Source organism: Acidianus sp. HS-5 (genome assembly GCF_021655615.1).
GTDB lineage: Archaea > Thermoproteota > Thermoprotei_A > Sulfolobales > Sulfolobaceae > Acidianus.
The window spans coordinates 1,288,251-1,312,601 of record NZ_AP025245.1 but is presented as its reverse complement, the minus strand read 5'-3'; the positions used below and the strand labels follow the sequence as shown (position 1 = coordinate 1,312,601).

22 protein-coding genes and 1 pseudogene are annotated in these 24,351 nt (G+C 36.7%); 19 read left to right on the top strand and 4 right to left on the bottom strand.

All coding sequences use genetic code 11. The features are described from left to right. The first annotated feature begins 2 nt into the window (after positions 1–2). The gene (locus HS5_RS07075) at positions 3–932 is read left to right on the top strand and encodes an ABC transporter ATP-binding protein (RefSeq protein WP_236750520.1); all 930 of its coding nucleotides are present in this window, start codon (positions 3–5) and stop codon (positions 930–932) included. Beyond that, positions 929–2,575, top strand: coding sequence for an ABC transporter permease subunit (locus HS5_RS07070; RefSeq protein ID WP_236750518.1), 1,647 nt, complete (start codon positions 929–931; stop codon positions 2,573–2,575). Before HS5_RS07075 ends, HS5_RS07070 begins: the two co-directional genes overlap by 4 nt. A gap of 251 nt (positions 2,576–2,826) precedes the next feature. Here HS5_RS07070 and HS5_RS07065 read toward each other — a convergent pair whose 3' ends face one another. Further along, the gene (locus tag HS5_RS07065) at positions 2,827–3,456 is read right to left on the bottom strand and encodes a hypothetical protein (RefSeq protein WP_236750517.1); all 630 of its coding nucleotides are present in this window, start codon (positions 3,454–3,456) and stop codon (positions 2,827–2,829) included. A 73-nt stretch (positions 3,457–3,529) separates the two neighbouring features. Beyond that, positions 3,530–3,874 carry a heavy metal-binding domain-containing protein gene (locus tag HS5_RS07060; protein ID WP_236750515.1) on the bottom strand — a complete coding sequence of 115 codons (345 nt, stop codon included), beginning with the start codon at positions 3,872–3,874 and terminating at the stop codon, positions 3,530–3,532. Between the two features lie 78 nt (positions 3,875–3,952). On the opposite strand from HS5_RS07060, the gene panB reads away from it, so the two are divergent. The 13 genes from panB (at position 3,953) to HS5_RS06995 (ending at position 18,188) form a co-directional block, all read left to right on the top strand. Beyond that, positions 3,953–4,747 (top strand): 3-methyl-2-oxobutanoate hydroxymethyltransferase, encoded by a 795-nt coding sequence (gene panB / locus HS5_RS07055; protein ID WP_236750513.1) that lies wholly within the window; start codon positions 3,953–3,955, stop codon positions 4,745–4,747. Positions 4,748–5,093: 346 nt separating this feature from the next. Further along, positions 5,094–5,465 (top strand): HEPN domain-containing protein, encoded by a 372-nt coding sequence (locus tag HS5_RS07050; RefSeq protein ID WP_236750511.1) that lies wholly within the window; start codon positions 5,094–5,096, stop codon positions 5,463–5,465. A gap of 507 nt (positions 5,466–5,972) precedes the next feature. Continuing rightward, positions 5,973–7,112 (top strand): AAA family ATPase, encoded by a 1,140-nt coding sequence (locus HS5_RS07045; RefSeq protein ID WP_236750509.1) that lies wholly within the window; start codon positions 5,973–5,975, stop codon positions 7,110–7,112. Beyond that, positions 7,102–7,485: a hypothetical protein gene (locus tag HS5_RS07040; RefSeq protein ID WP_236750508.1), complete on the top strand. Its 384-nt coding sequence runs from the start codon at positions 7,102–7,104 to the stop codon at positions 7,483–7,485. Before HS5_RS07045 ends, HS5_RS07040 begins: the two co-directional genes overlap by 11 nt. A 381-nt stretch (positions 7,486–7,866) precedes the next feature. Then, a complete protein-coding gene (locus HS5_RS07035; protein WP_236750507.1) occupies positions 7,867–8,103 on the top strand; it encodes an AbrB/MazE/SpoVT family DNA-binding domain-containing protein in 237 nt (78 codons plus the stop codon). 261 nt (positions 8,104–8,364) lie between these two features. Next, positions 8,365–9,777, top strand: coding sequence for a lipopolysaccharide biosynthesis protein (locus tag HS5_RS07030; RefSeq protein ID WP_236750506.1), 1,413 nt, complete (start codon positions 8,365–8,367; stop codon positions 9,775–9,777). Between the two features lie 99 nt (positions 9,778–9,876). Continuing rightward, positions 9,877–10,893 (top strand): glycosyltransferase, encoded by a 1,017-nt coding sequence (locus tag HS5_RS07025; RefSeq protein ID WP_236750505.1) that lies wholly within the window; start codon positions 9,877–9,879, stop codon positions 10,891–10,893. 573 nt (positions 10,894–11,466) lie between these two features. Further along, positions 11,467–11,625, top strand: coding sequence for a hypothetical protein (locus tag HS5_RS07020; RefSeq protein WP_236750504.1), 159 nt, complete (start codon positions 11,467–11,469; stop codon positions 11,623–11,625). Beyond that, positions 11,622–11,795, top strand: a complete 174-nt coding sequence (locus HS5_RS07015) for a hypothetical protein (protein WP_236750503.1) — start codon at positions 11,622–11,624, stop codon at positions 11,793–11,795. The genes HS5_RS07020 and HS5_RS07015 overlap by 4 nt, the downstream gene beginning before the upstream one ends. A gap of 88 nt (positions 11,796–11,883) precedes the next feature. Next, positions 11,884–13,119: a glycosyltransferase gene (locus HS5_RS07010; protein WP_236750501.1), complete on the top strand. Its 1,236-nt coding sequence runs from the start codon at positions 11,884–11,886 to the stop codon at positions 13,117–13,119. After that, complete coding sequence (locus HS5_RS07005; RefSeq protein WP_236750499.1) at positions 13,116–14,180, top strand: glycosyltransferase family 4 protein; 1,065 nt, start codon at positions 13,116–13,118, stop codon at positions 14,178–14,180. Before HS5_RS07010 ends, HS5_RS07005 begins: the two co-directional genes overlap by 4 nt. A gap of 391 nt (positions 14,181–14,571) precedes the next feature. Then, the gene (locus HS5_RS07000) at positions 14,572–16,998 is read left to right on the top strand and encodes a DUF2079 domain-containing protein (protein WP_236750497.1); all 2,427 of its coding nucleotides are present in this window, start codon (positions 14,572–14,574) and stop codon (positions 16,996–16,998) included. A 98-nt stretch (positions 16,999–17,096) separates the two neighbouring features. Then, on the top strand, positions 17,097–18,188 hold the full coding sequence (locus tag HS5_RS06995; RefSeq protein WP_236750495.1) for a glycosyltransferase family 4 protein: 1,092 nt from the start codon (positions 17,097–17,099) through the stop codon (positions 18,186–18,188). A 40-nt stretch (positions 18,189–18,228) separates the two neighbouring features. Here the strand turns inward: HS5_RS06995 and HS5_RS06990 are convergent, their stop codons facing one another. Next, entirely contained in the window at positions 18,229–19,281 is a 1,053-nt protein-coding gene (locus tag HS5_RS06990) for a glycosyltransferase family A protein (RefSeq protein WP_236750493.1), read from the bottom strand. A 205-nt stretch (positions 19,282–19,486) separates the two neighbouring features. On the opposite strand from HS5_RS06990, the gene HS5_RS06985 reads away from it, so the two are divergent. Next, positions 19,487–20,620 carry an MFS transporter gene (locus HS5_RS06985; RefSeq protein ID WP_236753445.1) on the top strand — a complete coding sequence of 378 codons (1,134 nt, stop codon included), beginning with the start codon at positions 19,487–19,489 and terminating at the stop codon, positions 20,618–20,620. On the opposite strand, the gene HS5_RS06980 is transcribed toward HS5_RS06985, so the two are convergent. Beyond that, positions 20,617–20,994 (bottom strand): hypothetical protein, encoded by a 378-nt coding sequence (locus tag HS5_RS06980; RefSeq protein WP_236753444.1) that lies wholly within the window; start codon positions 20,992–20,994, stop codon positions 20,617–20,619. The two genes, HS5_RS06985 and HS5_RS06980, sit on opposite strands and share 4 nt — an antisense overlap. Before the next feature lie 349 nt (positions 20,995–21,343). On the opposite strand from HS5_RS06980, the pseudogene HS5_RS06975 reads away from it, so the two are divergent. The 3 genes and pseudogenes from HS5_RS06975 (at position 21,344) to HS5_RS06965 (ending at position 23,705) form a co-directional block, all read left to right on the top strand. Next, positions 21,344–21,957: pseudogene (locus HS5_RS06975) on the top strand (IS6 family transposase). Between the two features lie 73 nt (positions 21,958–22,030). Next, a complete protein-coding gene (locus HS5_RS06970) occupies positions 22,031–22,432 on the top strand; it encodes a DUF973 family protein (protein ID WP_236753443.1) in 402 nt (133 codons plus the stop codon). Between the two features lie 175 nt (positions 22,433–22,607). Then, a complete protein-coding gene (locus HS5_RS06965) occupies positions 22,608–23,705 on the top strand; it encodes a hypothetical protein (protein ID WP_236753442.1) in 1,098 nt (365 codons plus the stop codon). Positions 23,706–24,351: the final 646 nt, after the last annotated feature.

Here is a 24,351-nt window from a genome sequence, read left to right as displayed (position 1 = left end):
TCATGAGTGTCGAACTTAAGGATGTAAGCAAGAAGTTCGGTAAGCTTTACGCACTAGAGAGGATTAGCTTAAAAATTGAAAAGGGAGAATTTTTTGTAATTTTAGGCCCATCCGGTTCTGGAAAGACCACCCTCCTTAGGTCTGTAGCGGGTTTAGAAAAAATAGATGAAGGAAGTATTTTAATTGAGGAAAAAGACGTCACTTCTTTGCCTCCCGGAAAAAGGGAAGTATCAATGGTTTTCCAGAACTTCGCTTTATACCCCAACAAGACGGTCTACGAGAATTTATCAATGCCTATAGAAAGCCTGAAGAAAGAGGAGAGGGAAAAAATCATTGAGGAAGTATCAAAGAGGTTAGGAATTTCCAACCTCCTCGATAGGTACCCTTCACAGCTCTCAGGAGGGCAACAACAGAGAGTGGGCTTAGCTAGAGCCCTAGTAAAGAGGTCAAAGGTTTTCTTAATGGACGAGCCTTTGTCAAACTTAGATGCCCCCCAAAGGATTTCCGCTAGGAAATTAATTAGGGAAATACAGCTGGAAAACTCGATAACTACACTTTACGTAACACACGACCAAACAGAGGCAATGGCTTTAGCAGACAGGATAGCGATAATAGACCAAGGAAAGATAATCCAAATCGGTTCACCAGAGGAGATATACGAAAACCCTGCAAACGAGTTTGTAGCTTCTTTCTTTGGAAACCCTCCAATGAGTATAATACATGACGGAAAAGGTAAGGTAGGAATAAGGCCTGAAGACGTGAAAATTGGTGAGGGGAATTATAAGGGCGTAGTTAAGGATGTGGAATTCTGGGGGGACAGATATTTGATTTACATATCTTACAGTAATGAAGAAATAAAGGCTTTTTCAAACAAGAGACTAAAAATTGGGGAAGAAATTAACTTTGATTTTAAATACAAGGTGATACCTTGAAGTACTCAATACCTTATTTAACTTACATCATCGCCTTAGGAATTATCCCTTTCGGAGCAACTTTCCTTTTAGTAGGACTCGATTTTAAGTCGGCTTTCCAAGGGATAAACCTAGTCCCGCTTAACATGGTAATTTACAATACCCTCTTCTTCTCCTTCTTCACAGCCCTTGCTTCTTCCCTCATAGGGACTTTCCTTGCAGTGGGAGTAGATATGATAAGCAAAGGGAGGAGAGCGCTCAGCTTACTTGTGATGTTACCTTATACTATCCCTTTCACGTCATCAGCATTAATATGGACTATAAGCCTTTACGGAGGATACGGTTGGTTCACTTACTTCTTAGGAATGAAGTTCGACCCCCTCTACATGAAATGTACAGCACTTTACGCAGTAACCTTAGTAAGCGTATGGTCTTCAATACCTATGCCTTTCCTCATAATGCTATCCTCATTGAGGTCAATCCCTTCCTACGTTAGGGAAGCTGCAGAGGTAGATAACCTAAGCCTTTCAGAATACTATTTCAGAGTAGCCTTACCCATGGTAGGAAAGGCGTTCTGGTTATCATTCCTTTTGGAGTTCATCTTAGCTTTAGGTAACTTTGACTTACCTTACGTTATGACTTCCGGAGGGCCAGGGTTTGCCACAACTACGCTTCCCCTCTTAGTTTACGATGAAATGTTTTCATACGATAACTTTTCAGGAGGGTCTTTAGCTGCTGCAATCCTAAGTGTAGTTGCAACAATTCCATCAATAGCTCTCCTCTTCCTGTTAAGAAGTAGAAGGACAGGATGGAAGTCCTTGAAGATAAGGATACCTAATAAAGTTTTCAAAGGGATAATCTTCGCCTTCCTATCTCTAGCTCTTGTCTTCCTTGATTTTCCTGTTTACTGGATGTTCCTAGTTGCATTTAGGAGTTCTTATCTGGACTTCCATTACCCTCCTGTTTTACTTCCCAAGGACTTGACTGCGAATTACTTCTCCTCAGCCGCTTCACAGGCAGTTCCTTATTTAGTATCCAGTGCAATAGTCGCAGTTACTGCCTCAATTTTCACCGTATTCATAGCTTTACCTTCAGCCTACGAAGTGTCAAAAGGAAAGCTAAAGTTCCTCCTACCTCTCTCAATATACCTTTATTCATTACCGTCAACTTCGTTCATAATCCCGCTTTACGAGTTCTTCTCCTCAGCTGGATTGTTGAACACTTGGTTGGCTTTAATACTATCGACACCAATATTTACTGCAACTTTCGCAGTTTGGTTGTTCTTTAACTTCTTCTTAGGTTTCCCAAAGAGTTATGAAGACGCAGCAGAAGTGTTTTCAATAAAAGGTAAGATGACTAGAATAATAATGCCTCTATCTAGACCTGCGCTGTTCTCAGTGTTGCTCCTTTCCTTTATATTCAATTGGCATCTGCTGTTTTATCCTCTGATATTCACATCAACTCCTTACAACTACTCCTTCCCTCCGCAAGGTGCACAGACAATTACAATATTTGCGTTACTGGCGATAGGAGATGAGAGCATAAACTGGGGTTTATTAGCTTCTTCAGCTTTAATTGCTGCCCTGCCCGTAATGATTGTCACGCTGTTTGCAATAGATAGGATATTGAAAGGGAGTTATTCTGGTGGACTAAAGTTCGTGTAAGCAGTAAGTGGGGGATAAATGAATAATAAAAGAAAGCAGTTGTTCTACTTTCCCTCGGTAATACAGATTCCCGATATTGTCGATAAAGTTTTTAGATAGACGTTCAATTAGTTGAAAAGTGTAAAATCATAGAAGTAGATTAACTGTCTCAATTCCCTTAAACTGAGGAGTGTACAGATTCGTAAAATATGTTTATTAAACTATCTAGATTTGTTGAAAATCCCAAAGCCACATTAAAGTAGAACAAACTGCTATAAAGAAAAGGAAGTTATGCTAACATTCCAGAAGTAGAAATAATATACTCCGTTCCCTTCTTCCACTAATAACGCAAGCAATATACTTACAGAATCATGAAGGACTAAGGGGCACGTAAGGGAGAAAGATACGTTAACTTCGTAATGGGGACAACTCGCAATAAAATAATACGAAGTATTCACTATCTCAGAGTTAGAAATTAAAACAGCCTTATAAGCACCAGAAGGAGAGCAGAAGATTAAGGAGAGACAAGAGTAAGATAATTTATTGCCGTACGTAATTGCGGAATAAACTAGAGGAATTAGGATGACCTTAGAACCTTTAGGCAAAGTGATATAAGTAGTGTTACCTACGTCGTATGTATAGTTTATAGGTGTCAGTATATACTGTATTATATCAATAGAGACATTATTACCATAGTTAACAGTAGAATCTGAAGATACTATGGATAATAGACTAGAATTATAAAAATAGTAGTAAAAGTAAAAGTTAGGGTACGCGTCTAGGACGTTGACAGTGGCTATTTCATCACTGCCGTGATAAAAGTATACAGAATCTGAAGATAGAGGGCTCAATAATAAGAGAAGAACTAACGCTAAAAGTGTCGCTATTCCCTTAATTCTCATCAACTGAGTATTTATCTCATAAATATAAAATAGTTTCCTTTAAGTCGTGTTTACTAAAAACCGCTTAAGTAGCTTAGCTTGCCCTGGTTACCATTACTGCAGTGCCGTAAGCTATTATTTCGTCCATACTCTGAGCAATTTCGTTAGAGTCGAACCTTACGTTTATTACAGCATTAGCCCCAAGTCTTCTAGCATTATCTATCATCCTCTGCAATGCTTGTAACCTAGCTTGTTCAGCCATTTCCACGTATTCTGTAATCTCCCCTCCTACTAAGCTCCTCAGAGAGGCTATAATGTTTCCTCCCAGACCTCTAGACCTAACCGTAATACCAATTACTAATCCCTTAACTTCAATTATTCTGTACCCGGGTAGCTCTTCCCCGTTAGTAACTAGCACTTGACCTTCTGCAAAGCTCATATCTAAATTATCATTTTTTAGGATAAAAAGCTGACTAACTGAGGTATTTTTATTATTGTTTCCAGCTCATCTGTTTTTATGGTAGAGAAAATAACCGTAAGGGACTTCCTTAAGAAGAAAGAAAAGAAAGAGAAAATAACAATGCTCACAGCCTACGATTACCCAACTGCAAAGATCATCTCCTCAACTAGCCTGGACGGAATCCTTGTTGGTGACTCGTTGGCAATGGTAGTCCTAGGACTTGAAAACACCTTAAAAGTAGGAATGAAGGAAATGCTACACCATTTAGATGCAGTAGTTAGGGCAAAGCCTAAGCAGTTAGTTGTAGCAGACATGCCGTTCCTCTCTTACGAAACCGGAGACGCAGTAAAAAACTCTGGACTATTTGCAAAGCACGGTGCGGACGCGGTAAAACTTGAAGGAGGTGAGGAATTCTCAGATGTAGTAAAGAAAATTGTGAGGGCAGGTATCCCTGTAATGGGACATATTGGCTTAACCCCTCAGAGGTTTCTAAGGCTAGGAGGTTACAGGACAATAGGAAAGACTGAGAATGAGGAAGAACAACTGTTGAAGGATGCAAAAGCTTTGGAAGAGGCTGGAGTATTCTCCGTAGTTATAGAGAACGTATACTCATCAATTGCAAAGAGGATAACTGAGAGCTTGTCAGTCCCTACTATCTGCATAGGTGCAGGACCTTACTGTGACGGACAAATTCTGGTTATACACGACTTGTTAGGATTATCTGACTTTAAGCCGTACTTTGCTAAGGCTTACGTCGACTTAAAGGAGGTAATTAACAAAGCCGTCTCCGAATATGTAAGAGAAGTGAAAGAAGGAAAATTCCCGTCGAAAGAGTATTATAAAGAGAAATGAGTTTAAGAAAAATCGAGAGTGCGGCAGAGGTTAGATTTGGTATTTACGTTTTTCTTGGCATCTAAAAAGTGTAATCCGCTAAGGAGATTTAAAGTTATAAAAATGTTTTAAAATTAAATAGAGTATTTTATTTAAGGTTAAACTTGGAAAAACAGTATATGAAATTATTTATAACTTGAAACACGAGATTTATGACCTTGGTTTACCACGGAGGCAATACAGAAATTATCCTGGAAGAAGAACGTCGCAGGAAAAGTTTACAGGATTGAAAGGCTTTAGTCGCATCCTTTTAGAGGAGCTTTTCTGCATGTAAAGCTTTAAACATAAAGGAAAAAAGAAGGAAGTAATGGATGAATTCTTAGAGTTCCTAGAGGCATCAATTGAGGAATTTAGTAAAGGCAGGTACAGGGTCTCGTGCCTCTTATGTCAAGTATCGGCAGAGCTTTTAATTAGGTCAATATTTAATAGTAGAGGGCTTAAACAACCGATAGTGCCTTCCCATGATATTAGGACGTTATTAGGGAGACTTAATGAGGAAAGCCTTTACGAGTTTATAAAAGAAAACAGGAAAGGACTAGATGCAGTAAGTAATTGTAGGAAGAATTCACAATACGGTAAAGTAAGTAAAGAAGAAGCAGAAGATTGTATAAAAATTGTTAAGCTCCTCATTAAGGAACTTAAAAATAATGGTCTGATTAGTATAAACGATTTAGAATGAAATTTGACCATATGATATCAGCCGTTAAGAACTAGTAGTGAAGCCGAATTATATGAGAATGATAAAATATTTCAATATATTAACATAAATGTTATCCCTTTTAACAAAAAGGCTAACTTAACGTGAAACGAAATTCAAGTTGATTAGAACGATAATTCATGAGTAATACTAACTAATAATAAGAAAATGTGTATTATATCGCCCTTTCTAGTCTAATGTATAATATGAAATTATAACAGTTTTTAATTTTGCTCAAATCTGACAACGTCCAAAGTAAGAATCTATTATGATGATTCATATTTTCTCTACTAATTCGCTTTGTTTCTATATTTTAAGAGAAAATATTACGACTGTATCGTCAAACACGATTAGGCGATAATTCATGAATATATCTCTTTCTTATAATTCTGTATTATTCGAATCCTCAATGGATCCGTGAATTACCCCTCATTTGAAAGTACTTGACCTAGGTAAAAAGATTAAAGTCCAGACCCACTTACTTTAAATATGAAGTTAATTGCGAGAAATTTAGGGCCTATCCGTTACGCTAACCTAGATTTTAACGATAAGATAATCATAATAGGCCCTAACTCTTCTGGAAAGACTTTCCTTTCTACTGCATTTTACATACTTTACGGTCCCATTAATGTTTTACCTTTTACCCCTAGTAGTGTAAATATTAAACTTGAAGAAGGTATAATAAACCTTGAATTAGACCTAAAAGATTTTGAAAATGACCTACCGCAATATTTTAAAAGAGTCATTGAACTAACTTTCTCAGATCCCAAAAATCTGGTCACGTTTGGGGAAGAAAAGTGCATACTAGAAAACGACGTCCTTAAACTTACCATAAGCTCTGACGGTAACGTTGCTGTTAAAGTAAAGGAAATTCCTCCTATAAAAGTTAAAATTGAGTATAAAAAGGTACCTAATGGGTTAACTGTCGTTGCGACATCAAACGATAGTATATTCGTTACGGGAGACGAAGAGGGAGCTAAAGGTGCTTTAATTCCCGCAATTTTTACAAAACTCTTTGAAAAATATAACCCTATTGCCTTTATAAGCACGGAAAGGATTTCAGTGCTCAGCATGAATAATTTAATCTCTAACTACGTATATTCTCCAGTAGTTGCCACACAAAATAAACCATTAATACTCGACTTCATGAGGTGGCTCTACCCTATAGAGGAAAAGTTTTACGGAGTAAAATTCAGCATAGATAATGGAAGATTAAGTGCAGAAATAAAAGGCAAAAAAGTACCTCTGTCAGTTATTTCTACCGGTGTTGCACAATTGAGCGTTATTGAAATGTTAGTAGAAAATCCTATACTTAAGACGTTGATAATAGAAGAACCAGAGATTAACCTCCATACCGATATGCAGATAGAGGTTGGGAAATACCTTTCAAAGGTAAACAAGAACATGTTTATAACTACTCACAGCGAATGGTTCACTGTGGCCTTCGCATATTATTTAAGAAATGTAAAAGTTTATGAGTTAAGGAAAAAAGACAACGAGCTGTTTGAAAGCAAGGAAATCAAAGTTAATGAAGACGGGACTTTAGAAAGCCTAGAAACGATACATAAGCCTGAGGAAGAATTTTTAAATAAAATGGTAAGTGAAATTCTTAGCGAAAATGATAAGTGAAAACGATAATTTTTGTTGCATAAAATATGATGCCTTATGTGGGAAAGGTGCAGACGCAATATGTTTTAAGAAAGCGAAGCAAATAACAAAGCCTAACGTTTACTTAATTGAAATAAAGGAAAGTAAAAGCGAACATAAAATGATGGAAGCAATTAACAATGTGAAGAAAAGTCTGGAAGCAATTAAAGTTAATGTTGGACATGTAATACTGCTTTTCCACACTACTATTGCTTCCAACGAGCCGGAACAGTTCAGTCTAATGAAGAGTGATCTGGAAAAGAGATATAAGGTAAATATCCGTTTAGTATCTTTAGACGATAATGTGCCTACTGAGATAAGCGAAATTGTAGAATTAGTTAAGTATTTAGAGTAATAATTTGTACCATAAAAGTTATACTCATAAGCAGTTTTCCTCTTTCATTTGAGCATTTTCTTTATATCTCCAGCATAAATTCAGCTCAGTTAAAGACAAACTTGACTTTATCTAGATAAAGATTGAATTGCCCACAATGGAGAGACTACCAAAGCATAAAATGAGTAGTTTATGAAATACTTACGACTACTAGCACTAGTATTAGCTAGATACCACGAACCGAATTTAGTTTCACCTTCTTCCTTTGTAAATTACTCGAAAATCGCATTTCCAGTAAGCTTATAGCCTCGTTATGTCTAAGGACATAGTGTTTTGTCGACAAGAACTGATAACCATGCAAACTCAGATGAAGCTTAATACTACTTAGTCCAATTACAGCACATGGAGGTAAAAGTCCATAAGAAAGGGATTATAGTCATCCCTGCAGAAGTTAGGAGGAAGCTCAACATTAAAGAAGGTTCAGTTATGGAGTTACAAATTGAAGGGGGTAAGATCATTTTAAAACGCAAAATAACCCTCCTTGACGCTTATGGTGTAGATAAAGACGTTGGATACTTGGCTTTAAAGGAATTGGAAAAGCTGAGGAAAGAAGAAGTTGAGAAAGAAAATTCTATTTAATACACTTCGTCACATCAAATGAACAGAGTAGAAAGAGTTACACTGGTAGATCTGTAGGCTATACTCTAGACCTTAACGGGTAGTTCCTTTATAACGTTCAAATATTTTAAAATAATTCCATCTTATTTTAAAATAAGAAGTACATTCTACACTTAGTTAACTAATGTATTAACTAACTCATGCAAGCTGTCTCATGAGCAACAAGAAAGCTCTTGTTTACACGAATAAAAACTTTAATCATAAGTCATTAACAATTTTTGAATGAACCCTATTAAGGACGCACTTAAGAGACTTAGCGTAACAACTGTCAACGTCATAGTCGCTTTGGTCTTTTTCATTGTAACCGCTAGGATATCTAGCCCTGCATTCTTCGGGAAAATAGCAATAATCCAGCTCCTCGAATCTGTTATCCTATCTTTCTTTTACTTCATTCCCGCCCAAATAATAACTAAGGAAATATCTTACCTTTACGCTAAAAAAGAGGTAAAGAAGGAGATAATAGGGGAATACCTTACATTTCCCTTCTTAATAACACCTGCTTTTGTAATCTTCCTCCTCTTTCCTAACTACATTAAGTTCACTATACCTTACCTCTTCCTTTACCTCCTTAACAGCGTTATAGTGCAAATAATGATAGGGATGGACATGTTCACTGAGTCTGCAATAACTGAAATTATACTGCTAATTATAAGGTGGGGTATATCGATAATCTCCGTCATTTTACACAACATTTACCTCTTCATCGAGATTTGGACTTTAGGAGAACTGTTTTCGTCGTCAATGAACTATGTCCTCTTAAGCAGGAAAGTAGGGGTAGTGCTACCTTACCTGGACTTCCCCTTCCTCTTTAAGAAGTTCAAAGAAAGTTTGCCTTTATACTTATCTTCCCCGGCCAGATTCTTCTCTTCTCAGGGAGACAGGATCACTACAGTCTACTTTCTGGGCTCTTATTATCTAGGAATTTACCAATTTTCTGCATTAGTAGCAGTAGTGCCTTCAATGGTTTTAGGAACTTTAAATAACGTCTTATTGCCGACAGCGTCTTTCTATAAGGCTTTAGGGAAAGACGAGAAGAAAATGTCTTCCCTTTCCTTCCGATTCCTCTCAATCTTAGTATTTCTTGCAGTAATAGTGTCAATCCCGTTAGGAGATGCCGTAATTACTTATTTCTTTCCAGCTTATAAGGAAGGAATTGAAGTCTTTAATATACTTTTAATTTCAGCTACTCTCCCATTTTCCATAAACTCTTTGAGCAATTTTATCATTGCATCAAATAAGGATCTAAAGCCCTTTCTTCTCTTATCGACATTAGACGCTGGGTTAGTGTTAGTTACTTCCTTTGCATTAATTCCCAGGCTAGGAATAATTGGTGGAGCGTTGTCACAGATAATAGTAACCATGATATCCTCTCTCTTTATCTTAAGTTACGCAGTCAAAGCTTCCGTCTTCCTCATTAATAAAAGAGAAGCTATTGTACTTTCATTATTTCTCGTCGTGGGAGTTCTTGAGGTAATTATAGCTCCTCTTGTTTTGGCTTTAGCTCTATTACCAATAATTCTCTTGATTTTTAGGTCGTTCAAAATAATTAATAATGAAGACGTTAAAGTAATTGAAAGTTTTCTAACACGTGGTTTAAAGTTTGTGTCTATAATTTTAAGGATAATAGAGAGGTAGAATTTTTATATAATATACTGCAAATTTTAATATTAATTCAGATAAAACTATTATTATTTTGAAAATTAACTTTAATAATCAAGACTAGAAGTAAATTCTGTGAAAGTACTCTTAATAGCCAGCATGGAAGACTTTAGCGGCGATATTAGCAAGGTAACAGGGATAGGTAGGTATACTAGAGAAGTATATAAGAGGTTAAAAAAAGAAATTAATGCGGAGCAATATCCACTTTTCGAACGCTCCTCAGCCATATCCTTATTTACCGGTATACTTAAAGGATTTTTCCGCGATTACTCTAATTACGATATTATTCACCTATTAGCTCCCAAACCTTTCTTTCCGATTAGGAAAGGTAAGATAAAATGGATAACTACTGCCCACGACTTATTCTTCCTTAAATATAGAGACTCGAAACCTCCTTTAATACAAAGGGTTTATTTGGAAAGCATAATGAGTTCAGATGCAGTAATAGCGGTCTCAAGTCTAATTAAGGATGAGGTAAAAAAACTGGGTTACAAGAGGAGGATTTTTGTAGTTAACCCCGGTGTAAGTGAGGAGTTCTTTACTCCTTTAAAAAGGAATAAGGGGGAGGGGAAAGTTATAAAGTTAGGTTATATAGGTAAGCTTGATAGCGAGAGGAAGGATGTTATTAGGGGGATAGAAGTGTTTAAGAAGTTGAGGGATAGGAATGTCGTTTTTGAGCTTTGGGGTAATTATAATCCTAGGAGCGAGGTGTTTAAGAAGATAATGGAGGAGAGTGAGAAGGACAAAAGGATAAGGATTATGGGACCCGCACCTGATGATAAAATTATAGAAATTTACGACTCATTTGACGCCTTCTTCTTCCCAACTAAGGAGGAAGGCTTTGGGTTACCAATAGTTGAAGCTCAAGCTAGAGGAATTCCAGTTATTGTATTTAAAGATGCTAGGATCCCACAAGAAGTCTGTAAATATTGCTTAAAAATTGAAGACGAATTACCATCTTTAGATAATATCCTATCTTTTGGTGAAAAATACGGTGAAAAACTAAGAGAGTATGCAAGTAAATTCTCTTGGGGAAACTCCATAAAGGAAATAATAAACGCATATAATAGTTTATTACAATCAAGTCATTAAAAGTGCGTAAACTTCATAAGCTGTGTAAAATCTATTGCATAAGGTTTAGAGTAAATAGACTAAGAATAATTGCGAATATGCATGTTAGATAAGGTTAAATATGCAATCTTTTATTTTATAGTTGGTTAGGCCTTAAAGGTCAAGGCAATGCATTATATATAACAACACTATCTGGCACATGATTACTACTGTTTCACGATGCGTTGATCATGTTTACCCTTGACCTTCAGGATCTAACTAAATATAAGTACTTTAAAGATATCACTCCTCTATTTTATTTAGTCTTAGATTTTATCAGCATAAAATATAACGAAAAACTTGTTAGATCAGACCTGTAATATACCACTGTATCTACTGGTATCTAGGAGCATTTGTAGCTTATACAGGAAAGAATAATGTAGGGAAAATTTACGTAGATACTGTGAATAATTCAATAGTAATTGGTTCTGCTAAAATACCAATAAGTGAAATTTGGGAACTAGGTGCTTATGTACATGGTTGAAGGTATAATAACAGCATGTGGGTTTATAAAGATACAAAGTTTAAGCACATGTTAATAGAAGCAAAATTAAAGTGCAGTTAAACTATGATATTTACTACTCATTCTCGTATAAAGTTGATAACAAGGGAGAGGTAGAAATTGACAAGGTAACGCTTAGCGATATACTAAAATTAGTTGATAATCCTTATCTCCTAAAGATTATGAGGGGTGTGAATACGGCGTTATCATGAATGATTATGAAAATGTAAAGAAATTCAAGAAGTTAATTTTCGAACTCCACTTCTCTAAAAAGTGTAAAGAAATTATAAAACAATTAAGCAATGACTTCGATTGTGAGGTAAGGAAAGGTAAAGTGACATATCTAGTTAGATGTAGACAAAAATCCTATGTTAAGTTCTGAAAAATAGCAATATCAAGAAATCACATTATTATCTCATATGATAAGATGTTTAAATTTTAATATTTAAACACAAATAGAGATTCAGTAGATGAAAATATTACGTATCGCTGACCCTTCTCTAAACGTTGGAGGAGCTGAGAAGAGAGCATTTAACGTCCTGAAGTACCTTTCTAAGATTGATGACGTTGTACTGATACCGCCGCTAGAGAGCATAATAAACCACTGCAAAGATGATTTTGAGGAACTTAAATTACTAGAGAAAGAAGGAGTAAAAATTCCAGAAAATGTTAGATCCTTTCAAGAAAAATGTGAAGAACTGAGGTTATCAAAGAACCCTCTACTCTCGGTAAAGCAGGAGATCAGTTATTATTCAAATTTTCTAGAAGATGTTAAAGACGTAGACGTAATATTTGTTGATCACATTAAATACAATTTAGTAGGATCTGCTGTCTTCTTAAAGAAACAGATTAGTTCTCCTTTGATACTTTTACAACAGTCATCCTCACTCAAAGAAATAGGCAGTTTACTGTGGAATATAAGGAATAGAGGCTTTGTACTGGAATCATTTCTCCATCCTTTAGCCGAGGTTTACGTAAGAAGACTATGGCGTAGCTATTCCACGTACATAGACTTAGTCCTTGGAGTTAGCTATTCTGCAATTAAAGAACTTTTCTCGTCGGGCTATGTTGAAAAACCTATAAAATCAAAAGTACTCCGTCCTGCTAATGCTGTAGAGTTGAAAGAGAAAGTAGACGTAGGAAAGGAGAACAACCTCGCTATATATTTTTCCAGACTTGAACCAGAAAAGGGCATAAGAGATATCCAAAAAATATGGAAGGAAGTATCAAGGGAACTGCCTAACGCCAATCTCATAATAGCGGGAAAGTTTTTCTCTGAAAAAATAAAAAAGGAATTTTTCAAGAATATTAATGGAAACGCAAAATATCTTGGATTTATAAGCAGTCCTGAACTTTTAAGTATGTTAGGTAAATCTAAAGTCTTCATTTACCCCACTCACGGTGACGCGTTTCCTCTTTCAGTATTAGAATCGCTCATGGAGGGCACACCGGTAGTCGCTTACGGTATACCTGCCATAAGTGAAGCTTTCGGAAATTTGCCCGCGGTAAAGGTAGTGAGAGAAGGAGATATAGTAGGAATGGCAAGAGAGACAGTAAATGTGCTAAAAATGGAGAACGAAGAAATTAAGCAATTATTTGACGATGAAAGCGTAAAAAAATTCCTAGAGTTACACAGTTCATGGGAAAAAGTAGCTCTAGCTGAACATAAAGCAATAAAAGAGTTCTTAGAGGAGGATAGTAAGTGAAAGCTCTCTTTATCGAAGAGTTCACTAGACTAGGAGGAGGGCAAGTAATGTTTGTTAATGTGTATAAGGCTTTAAAAGATAGGTTCAACACTATATCTCTCTATACTGACAGATATCACCCTAAGCTTCCTCCTTTACATTTTGACAAAATAATTGAAGGTAGCTTTACATACTCCGAGAAAGACCCTCTTTATAAGATTGGGATAAGGATTATCAAGGAGAAAAGGAAGCTAAGCCGTATCAAGGAGGAATTCACGTTCAATAACCACCCTAACGTATTCATATATAATGCTACAATAAACTTCGCACACGAGAGCTTTATCGCCCCTTTTATGGATGATTACGGTAATATAAAGAAAAAGATTCCAGTATACCTAGTGAAGTTCCTTAGGTTGTACAAAGTTTATGACGGAGCTAATATGATTGTAATAGGTAAAAATGCTAAGAATATGGTAAGTAAATCTTTATCTCTCCTAGGTATAAAACCTAAGAGGATTGATATAGTAGGTCTTCCTATGGAAATGTCATCAAACGTAAATCTAAAAGAGAAAGAAGAAATTGTACTCATCTTTGGAAGGATAAATAAGGAGAAGAGACTTGAAATAGGATTGGAAGCTGCAAGAAAGTCCAAATTTCAGTTTATCATAGCAGGTGCTGTGAATAAAGGCGATAAAGACTATTTGAAGTTCTTGGAGAGTCATGCCCCACCAAACGTTAAGATTATACCAAATCCAACTGAGGAGGAGAAGGATGTGTTATTCAGGAAAGCATCAGTATTCTTACAGACAAAATTAAAAGAGCACGGAGGCATAGCTGTAGCTGAAGCAATATCATATGGCCTAGTGCCAGTAGTACCTAAGGTAGGAGGGCCTTGGATCGATATAGCAATGGAGGGTAAATATGGTTTAGGTTATTCTAGACCAGAAGAAATCCCAGAGTTAATAAACCAGGCAATGAGTTTCTCACTTGAAGCAAGGAAGGAAATATTTGAGTCTAGAGAAAGATTTTCGTTCTCTAAATTTAAGGAAAACATAAATAAAATTGTGGATGAAATCGTATAAAATGATAAAGGGTTTAGGTCACACTCTAAAGTTTCTACTCACTCTTATTGAGAACTAATAAATAACACATCTTTAGAGATACACTAGTGTTAAGAATCCTGATGGTTACACATGGAGATCTGAGCGTAAAAAAGACGGGTTATATTATTAGGGTAAATAACTTGATCTATTGCCTAAGGCAGAGAACTGTGTGTAATGTGTAAGAAACTAAACGAATTTATAAATACTATATAATACGAAATAACCTTAGAACCTTGATCTAGCATTATATAAGACAATTGAGATACTCCAATCAGATAGAAGCTACATTTGGTCCATTAAATACTCTACTACTGCATTCTCCATTAATAATACGAAAAGTTTTAAAAGAACACATCCGATAGCACTTTGTATGCGATTTAAGGTAAACTACTTCCTGCTACTTTTAGGCGCTACTTTATTCATGACAACTCTGAGGTCTTGGTACGCAATTTATCAAACATTAAATCGGCAAAGCGATTTAGACACTTCGACATTTGTACAGTCAATGACTAGTACACTATTCTGTCACCTCCCGTTCTACAATACATGTCCCGGAGGCTCCTTCTTCGGCGTACACGGTTCACCGATCCTTATAGTCCTATTACCATTTTACGCTATAATGCCAAACTTTGTATCCCTTTTCATCGTCCTTAATATAGTAAACTATTTTCCCTCTATACCGCTCTTCCTAATGGCTAGGAAGTCGTTAAAGTCGGAAAAACTGGCTTTTATTTACGGGCTTTCATACGTCCTTTACCCGTTCATTTACTCCCAACCGTTTGAGGTCTTGACACTATTCGCAGGACTTTTTATATTTGCATTTTATTTCTATACAGAAAAGAAGTGGATCCCATTCTTTATCCTCTTTGCTCTATCGCTTTCTACAATAGAATTTTCCCCCATTATAGGGGCATTCTTCACATTTTACCTACTGACTGAAAGGCTGATTAAAAAGGAGCTCGTCATAAAAAATGACCTTAAGTTAATGCTTAAGACTTACTGGCTCGAGATCTTCGTCTTTCTAATGAGCGTATCCTTCTTCTTATTGGAGATGCACATGATAAGCTTCTTCTCCCACGGCAATCACTCAGCATTCTCAAACCTTTACGGGACTAATCCCTTCTCGATTTCAAGCCTAGCTAAAGGACTTGCACTAGATCCTCTTTCTAAGATAATGTACTTAATTATACTTAACGCACCTTTTCTTTTCTTAGCTTTCATAGACCCTATCTTCATCCTTGAACTGCCCTGGTTCCTCGCAGTGATGGTCTCAGTATTCTACCCTTATTGGTACCCATTAGTTTACTACGGAAGCTATATAGCACCTTTTGCAGTTTTAGGTTTCCTTAAAGGCGTAGAGAGGATAAGGCACATAATAAAAATAAGATGCCTAAAGATATTATTTTCTTTTTTATTGTCGGTTAACATTTTAATGTGGATATTAGTAAACGGAATAGCAATATTTCATACTTCTCCTGTTTATCCAATTCCATCACAAGACCTAGGGGTATTTAAGTTAGCAGATATGATACCGCAGGGATCTTCAGTCTACACCCACTCCTGCTGCCTTAGCATAGTGAGTTCCCATTCCTGGGACTCTTGGTTTAACGGTAATTTAAGCACTACATGGATGCTATTCAATTCATGTAACGGACCGCCTACGAATATCTCTAGCTATAAGCTCTATGCAGCTGAAGGAGACTTTATGCTATATAAATTAGATTATGACGGACCAACAGTAGTCGATAATTATTACCTTAACGCAAGCTACGGACAAACTTATCCTGCAATTCCTTACTCAATTTCACATAGATTTTTCATACCTAAAGGGAATTATACTGCAGAGATATTTATAAAGGGTAACGGCGTTTACCCTAAGATCATAAACTACTTTAGTAACGCAAGCTCACGTTTTTACCTTAATAGCTCTTATGCTCTAATCCAGAGGTTCTCCATAAATTGTCAGATTAATTTAGGAGAACTAATCTTGTTCGGTAAGTTCTCTTTAGGTGAGTATAAAATAATTACGAAGATAAGCACATCTTTAAATCCTAGCAGTGTTATTCAATCCTCTACGGTAATTCATCCTAGCTATGTAATAAATAACTCTGAGGTATTCCGTTTTGACAACCTACAGTTGGAGCCAGATAAAACTTACTACCTTTGGATATGCATAGAAGGAAGTCCTAAGTACGTATACTTACAAGGTGTACATGGAACAAACGGACTTTATTATAAGGTGAATTCAAACTATGCTAACGTGAACGGTTCACTAAAGTTCACATTAGTAGCATCAAATGACTTCTATTCTGTAGCACATCCGAGTAACTTTGTAGTAGTCATAAACAACTCGTCTTACCATCTTCAAGTAAATAAATGTTGTACTTTAATACTCCACTTAGATCTTAATTCCCCAACCTACGTAAAAATATGCTTCAACGCTAGCGAACCATATTCGACTTTCCGGCTGTCAGTATTTATACATGACAACAATTATCATGAGTTACATTCTTTCGTTTTACAAGAACCTTATACAGTCCTTACAATATTCTCAATTCCCAGCATAATTATAATGCTATCTTCACTGAAGTTAAAGAAGTTATCATTACCAAGATCTAGACTAACATTAATAACGCTTATTACATTATTAGGAATATTCTATGTAACTTTCTCCTTGGAATATTTTGACCTAATAATAGTTAGTCCTATAATTCTAGCAATAGAAGGTCTTGCAATAGCTATTAACCTAGCCTACGTTTTCTTCTCAGAGTTTACCGTAGAATACATAAAACAGTAGTATGCGAAGTATTTTCTTACTTTCATGAATTATTATGTAAACATGGCTAAAGACGGAAATGAAAAGGTTTATATCGAAAATTATCGTATAGATATTCAATGTTATTCACATTTATTACAGACCCGCTTACCGCCATTTATGGCGCAGTTAAGCCTCCAGTTATTATGGGGAAGGAACTTAAAAACATGGGGCATGAAGTCTCTTTCGTCAGTACGTATATAAGTGAGGAAGTAAAGGAAGAACTTGACTGGGCGGATTTCGAATTAATAAAACAGAAAGTAGGCTTAGGTTATTCACTCTTCCATTCTCTCCCCATATTGAGGGATTGGATGAAGTCAATGATATTCCCGTATAAAGTTGAAGTTAAAGGAGACGTAGTAATCAACTCCTCGTCTTCTATACTTGCCAACTCGACTGTGTATTATGGACAGGGGCAAATAACTAAAGCTTTAGACGACATAGTTAATGCAAAGGACTTCCCACTCAAATATAAGGTAATATACAAGACTTTTGATCCCGCATTTAGGAGGATGGAGAAAAAACACGTCCATAGAGTGAGGGAAAACTCAAAATTCTTTATAACAAACTCCAACTATTCTAAAACATTATATGAGAGCTGGGGTATAAAGGTTGACAACGTAATATACCCCCCTTTAGATGACTCCCTATTTAGGCCTACGAAAAACCCTGAAGGTGACTATGTGCTTACGTACGTGGGTGTTGAAGGAAAAGAGACCGACTTTGAAGTGCTTAAGTTACTCTCTAAAGCAGGAGTAAAAATAAAGGCGTTCGGCAGGGTTAAAAGGAAGATGGAAAACGTGGAATTCTTAGGTTTTGTTGAAGAGAAAGAGTTAGTAGACCTTTACGCGAACGCACTATTCACTTTAGTACTATTTAATCATGAACCTTTCGGTTACGTCCCGGTAGAGAGCATGGCTTGCGGGACACCAGTACTTACTTACAGTAAGCAGGGACCAGCTGAGACTGTATGTGAAGATTGCGGATGGCTTGTAAACGGTAGAAACGAAATAGTAAAGAAGGCGATAGAAATATGGGAAAACGGCTACAACCCGGAAATGAGGAAAAACGCCGTTATTAGGGCTAAGAGGTACAGTAAAGATGTTATAATAAAGAAGTGGCTTGACTTAATTATGGAAGAGGAGAAAAAGGATAAGAGTATTGTACGCTAAACATTTAACCATACACAACAAAGCCTCTTATTCACGTCCATTATTTGCTTTCTGAATAGCGCTTAAATTTCTTCTTTACATAAAACTCTGCTCCTCTCCTTTTACCAAGTATTAATGGTAAGCTTATCATACCTAAGCGTACTATAAAGTCGGATGATGACATTTCTCTCTTAAGAAAGTATTTAATACACTTAAAGACTAACGAGGAATATGGGGGAATTTTATCTCCGTTACAATAATTAAAATATCCACACATTAAATAAAGATATACTTCCTTAGCCAAAATTTCAATCTCTGCTATAGTCCTACAATTGTCACAGTTAGCCACAAGTTTAAGCATTTTCCTAAAGTCCTCCAGCATTCTACGGTTGCTGCATAATATTTTATGTTCGTTCTCAAGAAATTTATTATAATCTGTAATTTTACCGTAACTGCTGATCCCAGACCCTACTCTAAAATACGTCAATTTCCTTGATGTATGCAATACGTTCCCCTCTAATAAAGAGATAAAGAGTAGAGCCATGTCTGGGGTAATATCAATACCTGAGATAAATGGCTCATACTTTACCAAAATGTCCTTCCTTATACTCATGGAAGAAAGATTATGGTGAAAATAAGGGTAGTGCATATATATAGAGCCGACATTCTTTGAGGTTATAATTACGTCACTATGAGGTTGTCGCTCCTTAAGTAATTTTGCATAGAAATTTTCCGTCTTTTCCCCGTTAATACCGATATACTCTTGACTATTATGTAGCATTACTATGTCGTTCTCCTTCTCAAAAACCCTTTTCACGTACTCAACCTTATCCTCCTTGAACATATCATCGTCTTCTAGAAAGAACACAATGTCGACATCATCTAAATTATCTATAGCATAAGATATCTTCTTCCCTATTTGCGGATAATTTGCTTCAATTATACTAAGATTACCAATTTTAGCAATTAAAGGTGCCTCTCGCCTTAACATATCAGCATTATCAGTTACGACAATCACTTGATCGGGCAATATTATCTGCCTTAGTAGGGAGTTTAGCGCTTGAGCAATATAATTATAGCGCTTATAAACTGTCAGTATCACAGCAGACTTCATTACTCACTACTATTTGTGTATCAGCTTAAAATTTTCGATAATAAAGGAATAAAATCAACGACTATACAAAACCCACCATAGATAAAAGTGCTCTCTATTACATTTACTGATAAGTATAAACTCCAAAACCTCAACACAGCGACATTCTCCTCATTTATATGATACAAAAGATAAAGTTTAAAAAGTATAAACAGTATAAACATGCATGCTCTCTAAAAAGCAGTTAGCCCTAATCTCCGTGGGCACTTCCCTTTCATTTTGGGACATATTTAACGTGCCTTACATAATAAACGCTTCAGCCTCACAAATAGGTGCAGTACCTTCAACTCTCCTACTCTCAGCAGAAATGTTAGGCTACTTTACAGGAGGATCAATAAACGGCTTCATCTCAAGCAAGTACGGGAGGAAAATAGGGATAATTCTTTCAATGTTAGTTATCTTCTTTGGGTCGCTCTTGGGCTTCCTCTCCACGAATTACCTTGAATTGACAATAGCTGAGTTCATCATAGGCTTCGGGATAGAGGGAGAAGTAGCAACAGTACCGTCTTATGTATCAGAAATGACTATCACAAACTTTAGGGGGAGGGCAGTAGGGCTGACAACTCTAGGCGGGTTCCTCATGAGCCTCTTAGTAGGACCTATTGCTCTAGTGGTTGGAGATAACTGGAGGTTACTCTTCCTACCTTCACTGGTAATATCCGCCTTTGCCCTCACCTTCAGGATTTCGTTACCGGAATCAAAAATGTGGGAAGAAAAGAAGGGAGAGAAAATGGTGTGGGACAACACAGTCCTCCTCTTCATTGCCGTGTGGTTTACGAGTTATTTTGCGGGGTATTCACTCTTCAGCAGTCCATTATTTTCCCTACTTTCCTCAAAGGGCTTCTCTGACGCCACTCTCTACTACACTTACATACTTTACGGCGACCCATTGGGGGTAACTATAGCTTCAGTCCTAAATGATAGGTTTGAGAGGAAGTTCTCCTCTTCCTTTTCAAACATAGCCAGCGGTGTAGCAATAGTGGCGATGCCCATACTAGGAGGAGTCTTCCTTCTCATCGCGGGGTTCATTGTGATGTTCTTCCAAGGTTTCAAATTCCCGACAATGTATTCTTACACTGCAGAGAATCTGGGGACGAAAATTAGATCACTTGGCTACGGTATTGCTGACGGGGTAGGACACTTAGGAGGTGCAATAGGGCCTATAATATTTGCTATGAGTTACAGCTACAGTGCAGAGTACGCATTCCTACTGGTGGGAGTAATATCTGCAGTGTCTGGAGTACTCCTGCTTAAGGGATTGAGAACAAAGGGTAAGGCACTTGAAGAGCTTAAAGGCTAACAATGTTCTTCTGCACTAACTAATGTAGTCTTACCGTTGCTTAAAACCAGAGTAAAAGAGTAGGGAGTGCATTTAACCGGTGAAAAACCGGAAGGCAATGGAATAGAGATATTATTTAGCCCCGGTGACAAGCAAATGCACAAGTGTTCAGTGTAGTTATCAACTTCTAATTCCACTATTTTTATTTTAGAAGAAGCTTGTAAGGAGATACATAACTTCCCGTCCTTAATTATCCCCGGGGAAGCTTGAGTAACTATTACCCCGTGGGCTTGTACCCCAAGCATTGAAAATGCAAAGAAAGCTACCATGATAGACATAACTACGGTTGCAGCCAAAATAATAAGCGTTGTAAAAACATTCCACATTCCTTTCATATATAGGAAGATGGTAAAGCTTTCTATATAAGCCTTTCTTGAATAGTTTTGAGTACCACTCTCAGAAAAATAAATGAGAATTAAAAGACTAAATGCTAATTTATAAGGTAATTGGAAAATATGACGTTATAAATATTTCGTTTAACCCTTATTCAAAAGATTTTTCATGATGGATTTCCGAGTGTGGGCAACAATTTTGTTAATTCAAAATAAATTATATGAACTATTCATGTTCTATTAATAGAATGTGACGTTATACCTTTTTAGGGTGAGCACGGGAGTATTATTGGGTGATACTACGGGAACTAGGTGGAAAATTCCCGTGCTCACCCAAGTATTATTAGTTTTAATGGAGTATATTAACATTAAGCCTAGGTTTTACCCCAAGGAGGTAATAGCCTCAGCTTTGGTCAGTTACCTCTCCGGTTTATCTTCTTGGAGGACTTCATTGCCTCATTCTACCTTGTTGTTTGAGGAAGTTGAGTTGCGTGAAGTGCGTAGTGCCAATTAGTGGTTTTTATGCGGTAGACGAGACTAAAATTATTGTAGTGGACGGGCAGTATTATTATGTGTAGATTGTGAGGGACGTGAAGCCTGGTGCCTTTCTTCATGGTGATGAGCTTGAGGAGTGCACGTACTAATTGACGAACGTGAAGAGTGCAGAGGCTGAGAAAGTGCTCAAAACGATGATAGACAAGGTAATCTACACGATGGGGCATAATCTATAACGCGTTTATTAAACGTGGAGCACAAGAGGGTCAACGAGAGGGACTACGCAGAACAAGGGTTCAGGAGCTTAAAACACAGGATATCATCAATGGATTTTCGCTTCCCGTGGAATACGAATAGGTTCACGCTCACGAGATGGTTATCGGTGTTCTTCCTAGCTTATAACGCGCTTTACGCTCCAATGCATTTGCAGACACGGAAATGATAATAAATGTAAATATTCTAAGTGAATGAAATTGTTGTCCACACTCGGATTTCCAAAAGAAAAATTTATATAGACAATTGGGCAAATAATCCTTGAAGAAAGATGATAATACAGAAGACGAAAAAGAGTAAAAAAGGTCTCTCAGGGGCAATAACTGCGCTTATCTTGGTAATTGCGTCAGTCATCATAGCATTAGTAGTAGTGTTCTTCGCATTCGGATATCTAGGAGCGTTCTCGTCAACACCGACAGTTACTGAGGCAGGATATGCAATAATATGCAGTAGCGGTATTAAGGCTACATTAGTTTCTTCCGGTTCTGTTAGCATTATTGGAGTAGAATATGGATCAATTTCATGTTCTACATCTATACCATTGACAGCGGGTACTAACACCGTTAATTTACCTAAACCCAGTGATCTAACTCCGGTCCCAGGAGAGACATACCAGTTAACATTAGTCCTAAGTGACGGCGGTACAGTATCAATAACTGCAACATACTCATAACAAGAGTAAAAGTGTAAATATCATGAAAAGGGATTTAGCATTTTTTAATCTTCTTATCTTTTTTATCTCTTTCCTTTTATTCTCTTTATTTACTCCTCTTCATACCCACTCTTTAAGTGTTGGGGATTTTGAGATATTTAATGAGACTGTAATTTATTATAACCCGCATTACTGTGTGCAGAAAATACTACTTGAAGACGTTGTAGAAAAGGTATTTAATAACTGCAGTATAGTTGTAAGCCAAACTGTTATTTTACCAAATATAAGTGCCTATTTTTCTCCAACTACTTTTATTCAGAACGCTAATTGTTCTGAAGGGTTCTTTTACATTTCACCTTCACTGCTAGGTCATAATACTTCATCTTTTATATATAATGGCACTAAAGATGGCCTTTATATTTACTACACTAAGTCTTGTGTTTTTTGTTCAAGATACATATTCATTTTATATTACAATGCATCTGGTATTCCTGTAAAGGGGTGCGAGTTTGAGTATTACTGTGGGGGGATAAAAATGAAAGCTATATATACACTTTGGAGGACTAACTTAATTATTAACGAGACCATACCGAGTTTTCCTGACTATACACTAGCTAAAAGTATAAATTATAATTTTTCCTCTGCAGAGAAAACCAAGGAAACCTTCCATTACCTTTTATTAGGGATAACTGCTGTAGGTGTATTAGCAACTCTCATTATACTACTGTTTAGACAGAGCACTGGGATGGGCTTTAACGCAGGAAATAAGGCTAAGTTCTCTAAATATGTCTTGGTCCCAATGGCGTTGTATACCTTAGAGAAAGTGATTATATTTTTGATAACATACGTTCTTTTCGGTAATCTCTTCCTATATAAAGTTGGAACTAACTGGGATGCCTCGAGTTATGAGGAAATTGCAAAATTCTGGTACTCTACTCATTTCCTTTACGCGTTTTCTCCAGTTTTTCCTTCCCTCATTCGAGGACTAGCCTTCATTGATAAGAACTATCTTCTTTCAGCTCTTGTAATTACTAACGTCTTCGGTTATGTATTCGTATTTTTAACCTACAAGTATTACGGGTTTAAGGGTTCTCTCTTACTTTCAATTTTCCCGGTTTACGCATTATTCTCTACAATCCCTTACTCTGACGATATAGCACTTACTTTCCTAATAATGGCGATAAACCTCAGCGGCTGGCTGTCGGCCTTTTCTTTGCCAGTATCAATAGCTACCTTTTATAACTTAGCTTATATATTACCTTCTTTTTTCTTAAGTGGAGAAAGGACTTCATAAAATACGTTATCCCTTCCCTCCTGGTTGGCGGTATTATATTCCTGGCTTTTTGGGAATTTACCGGTAGTCCTTTTACTTTCTTTGCAGTTGAAAAGTCTCACTGGTATGCATATTTCACTACTCCTTGGTGTCAAGCTAACTGGATTCTCTACAAATATCCCCTTAATTATGAAAATTTAGGTCTTACTCCACTGGTTTATCTGGTGAGGAATTACGCCTTTTTCACATTCTACCTAGTAGGGACTTATCTCCTTTACCTGAAGACTAGGAATAAATTCTTAACTGCGTATTCGCTAAGCGTAATAATCCCCTTGTTTTTCATACACGGGATTCCCTTATTTTCAATACCTAGACTTTTGCTACCAGCATTTCCTGCACTTTTAGGCTACACAGACTTTGTATTTAAGCGAAAAGCCTTCACGCTTGCTTACGTTGTTATCTCCTTTATCCTCCTAATCGTTTTTACTGAGTGGCAGTTATTAGCTTTCTTTAGTTAGGCACACGGTTTTTTTCCTTCTTACTTTTTTGGACTAGTTAGGTTTGGTTTCCCTGCTCCTACTCGTAAAGTCGTTTAAGTTATTCGCTTTGATTATCTTACTATTAATCCTCCTTGTTTTGACCTTTTTATATACAGCGTGCTTGCTCC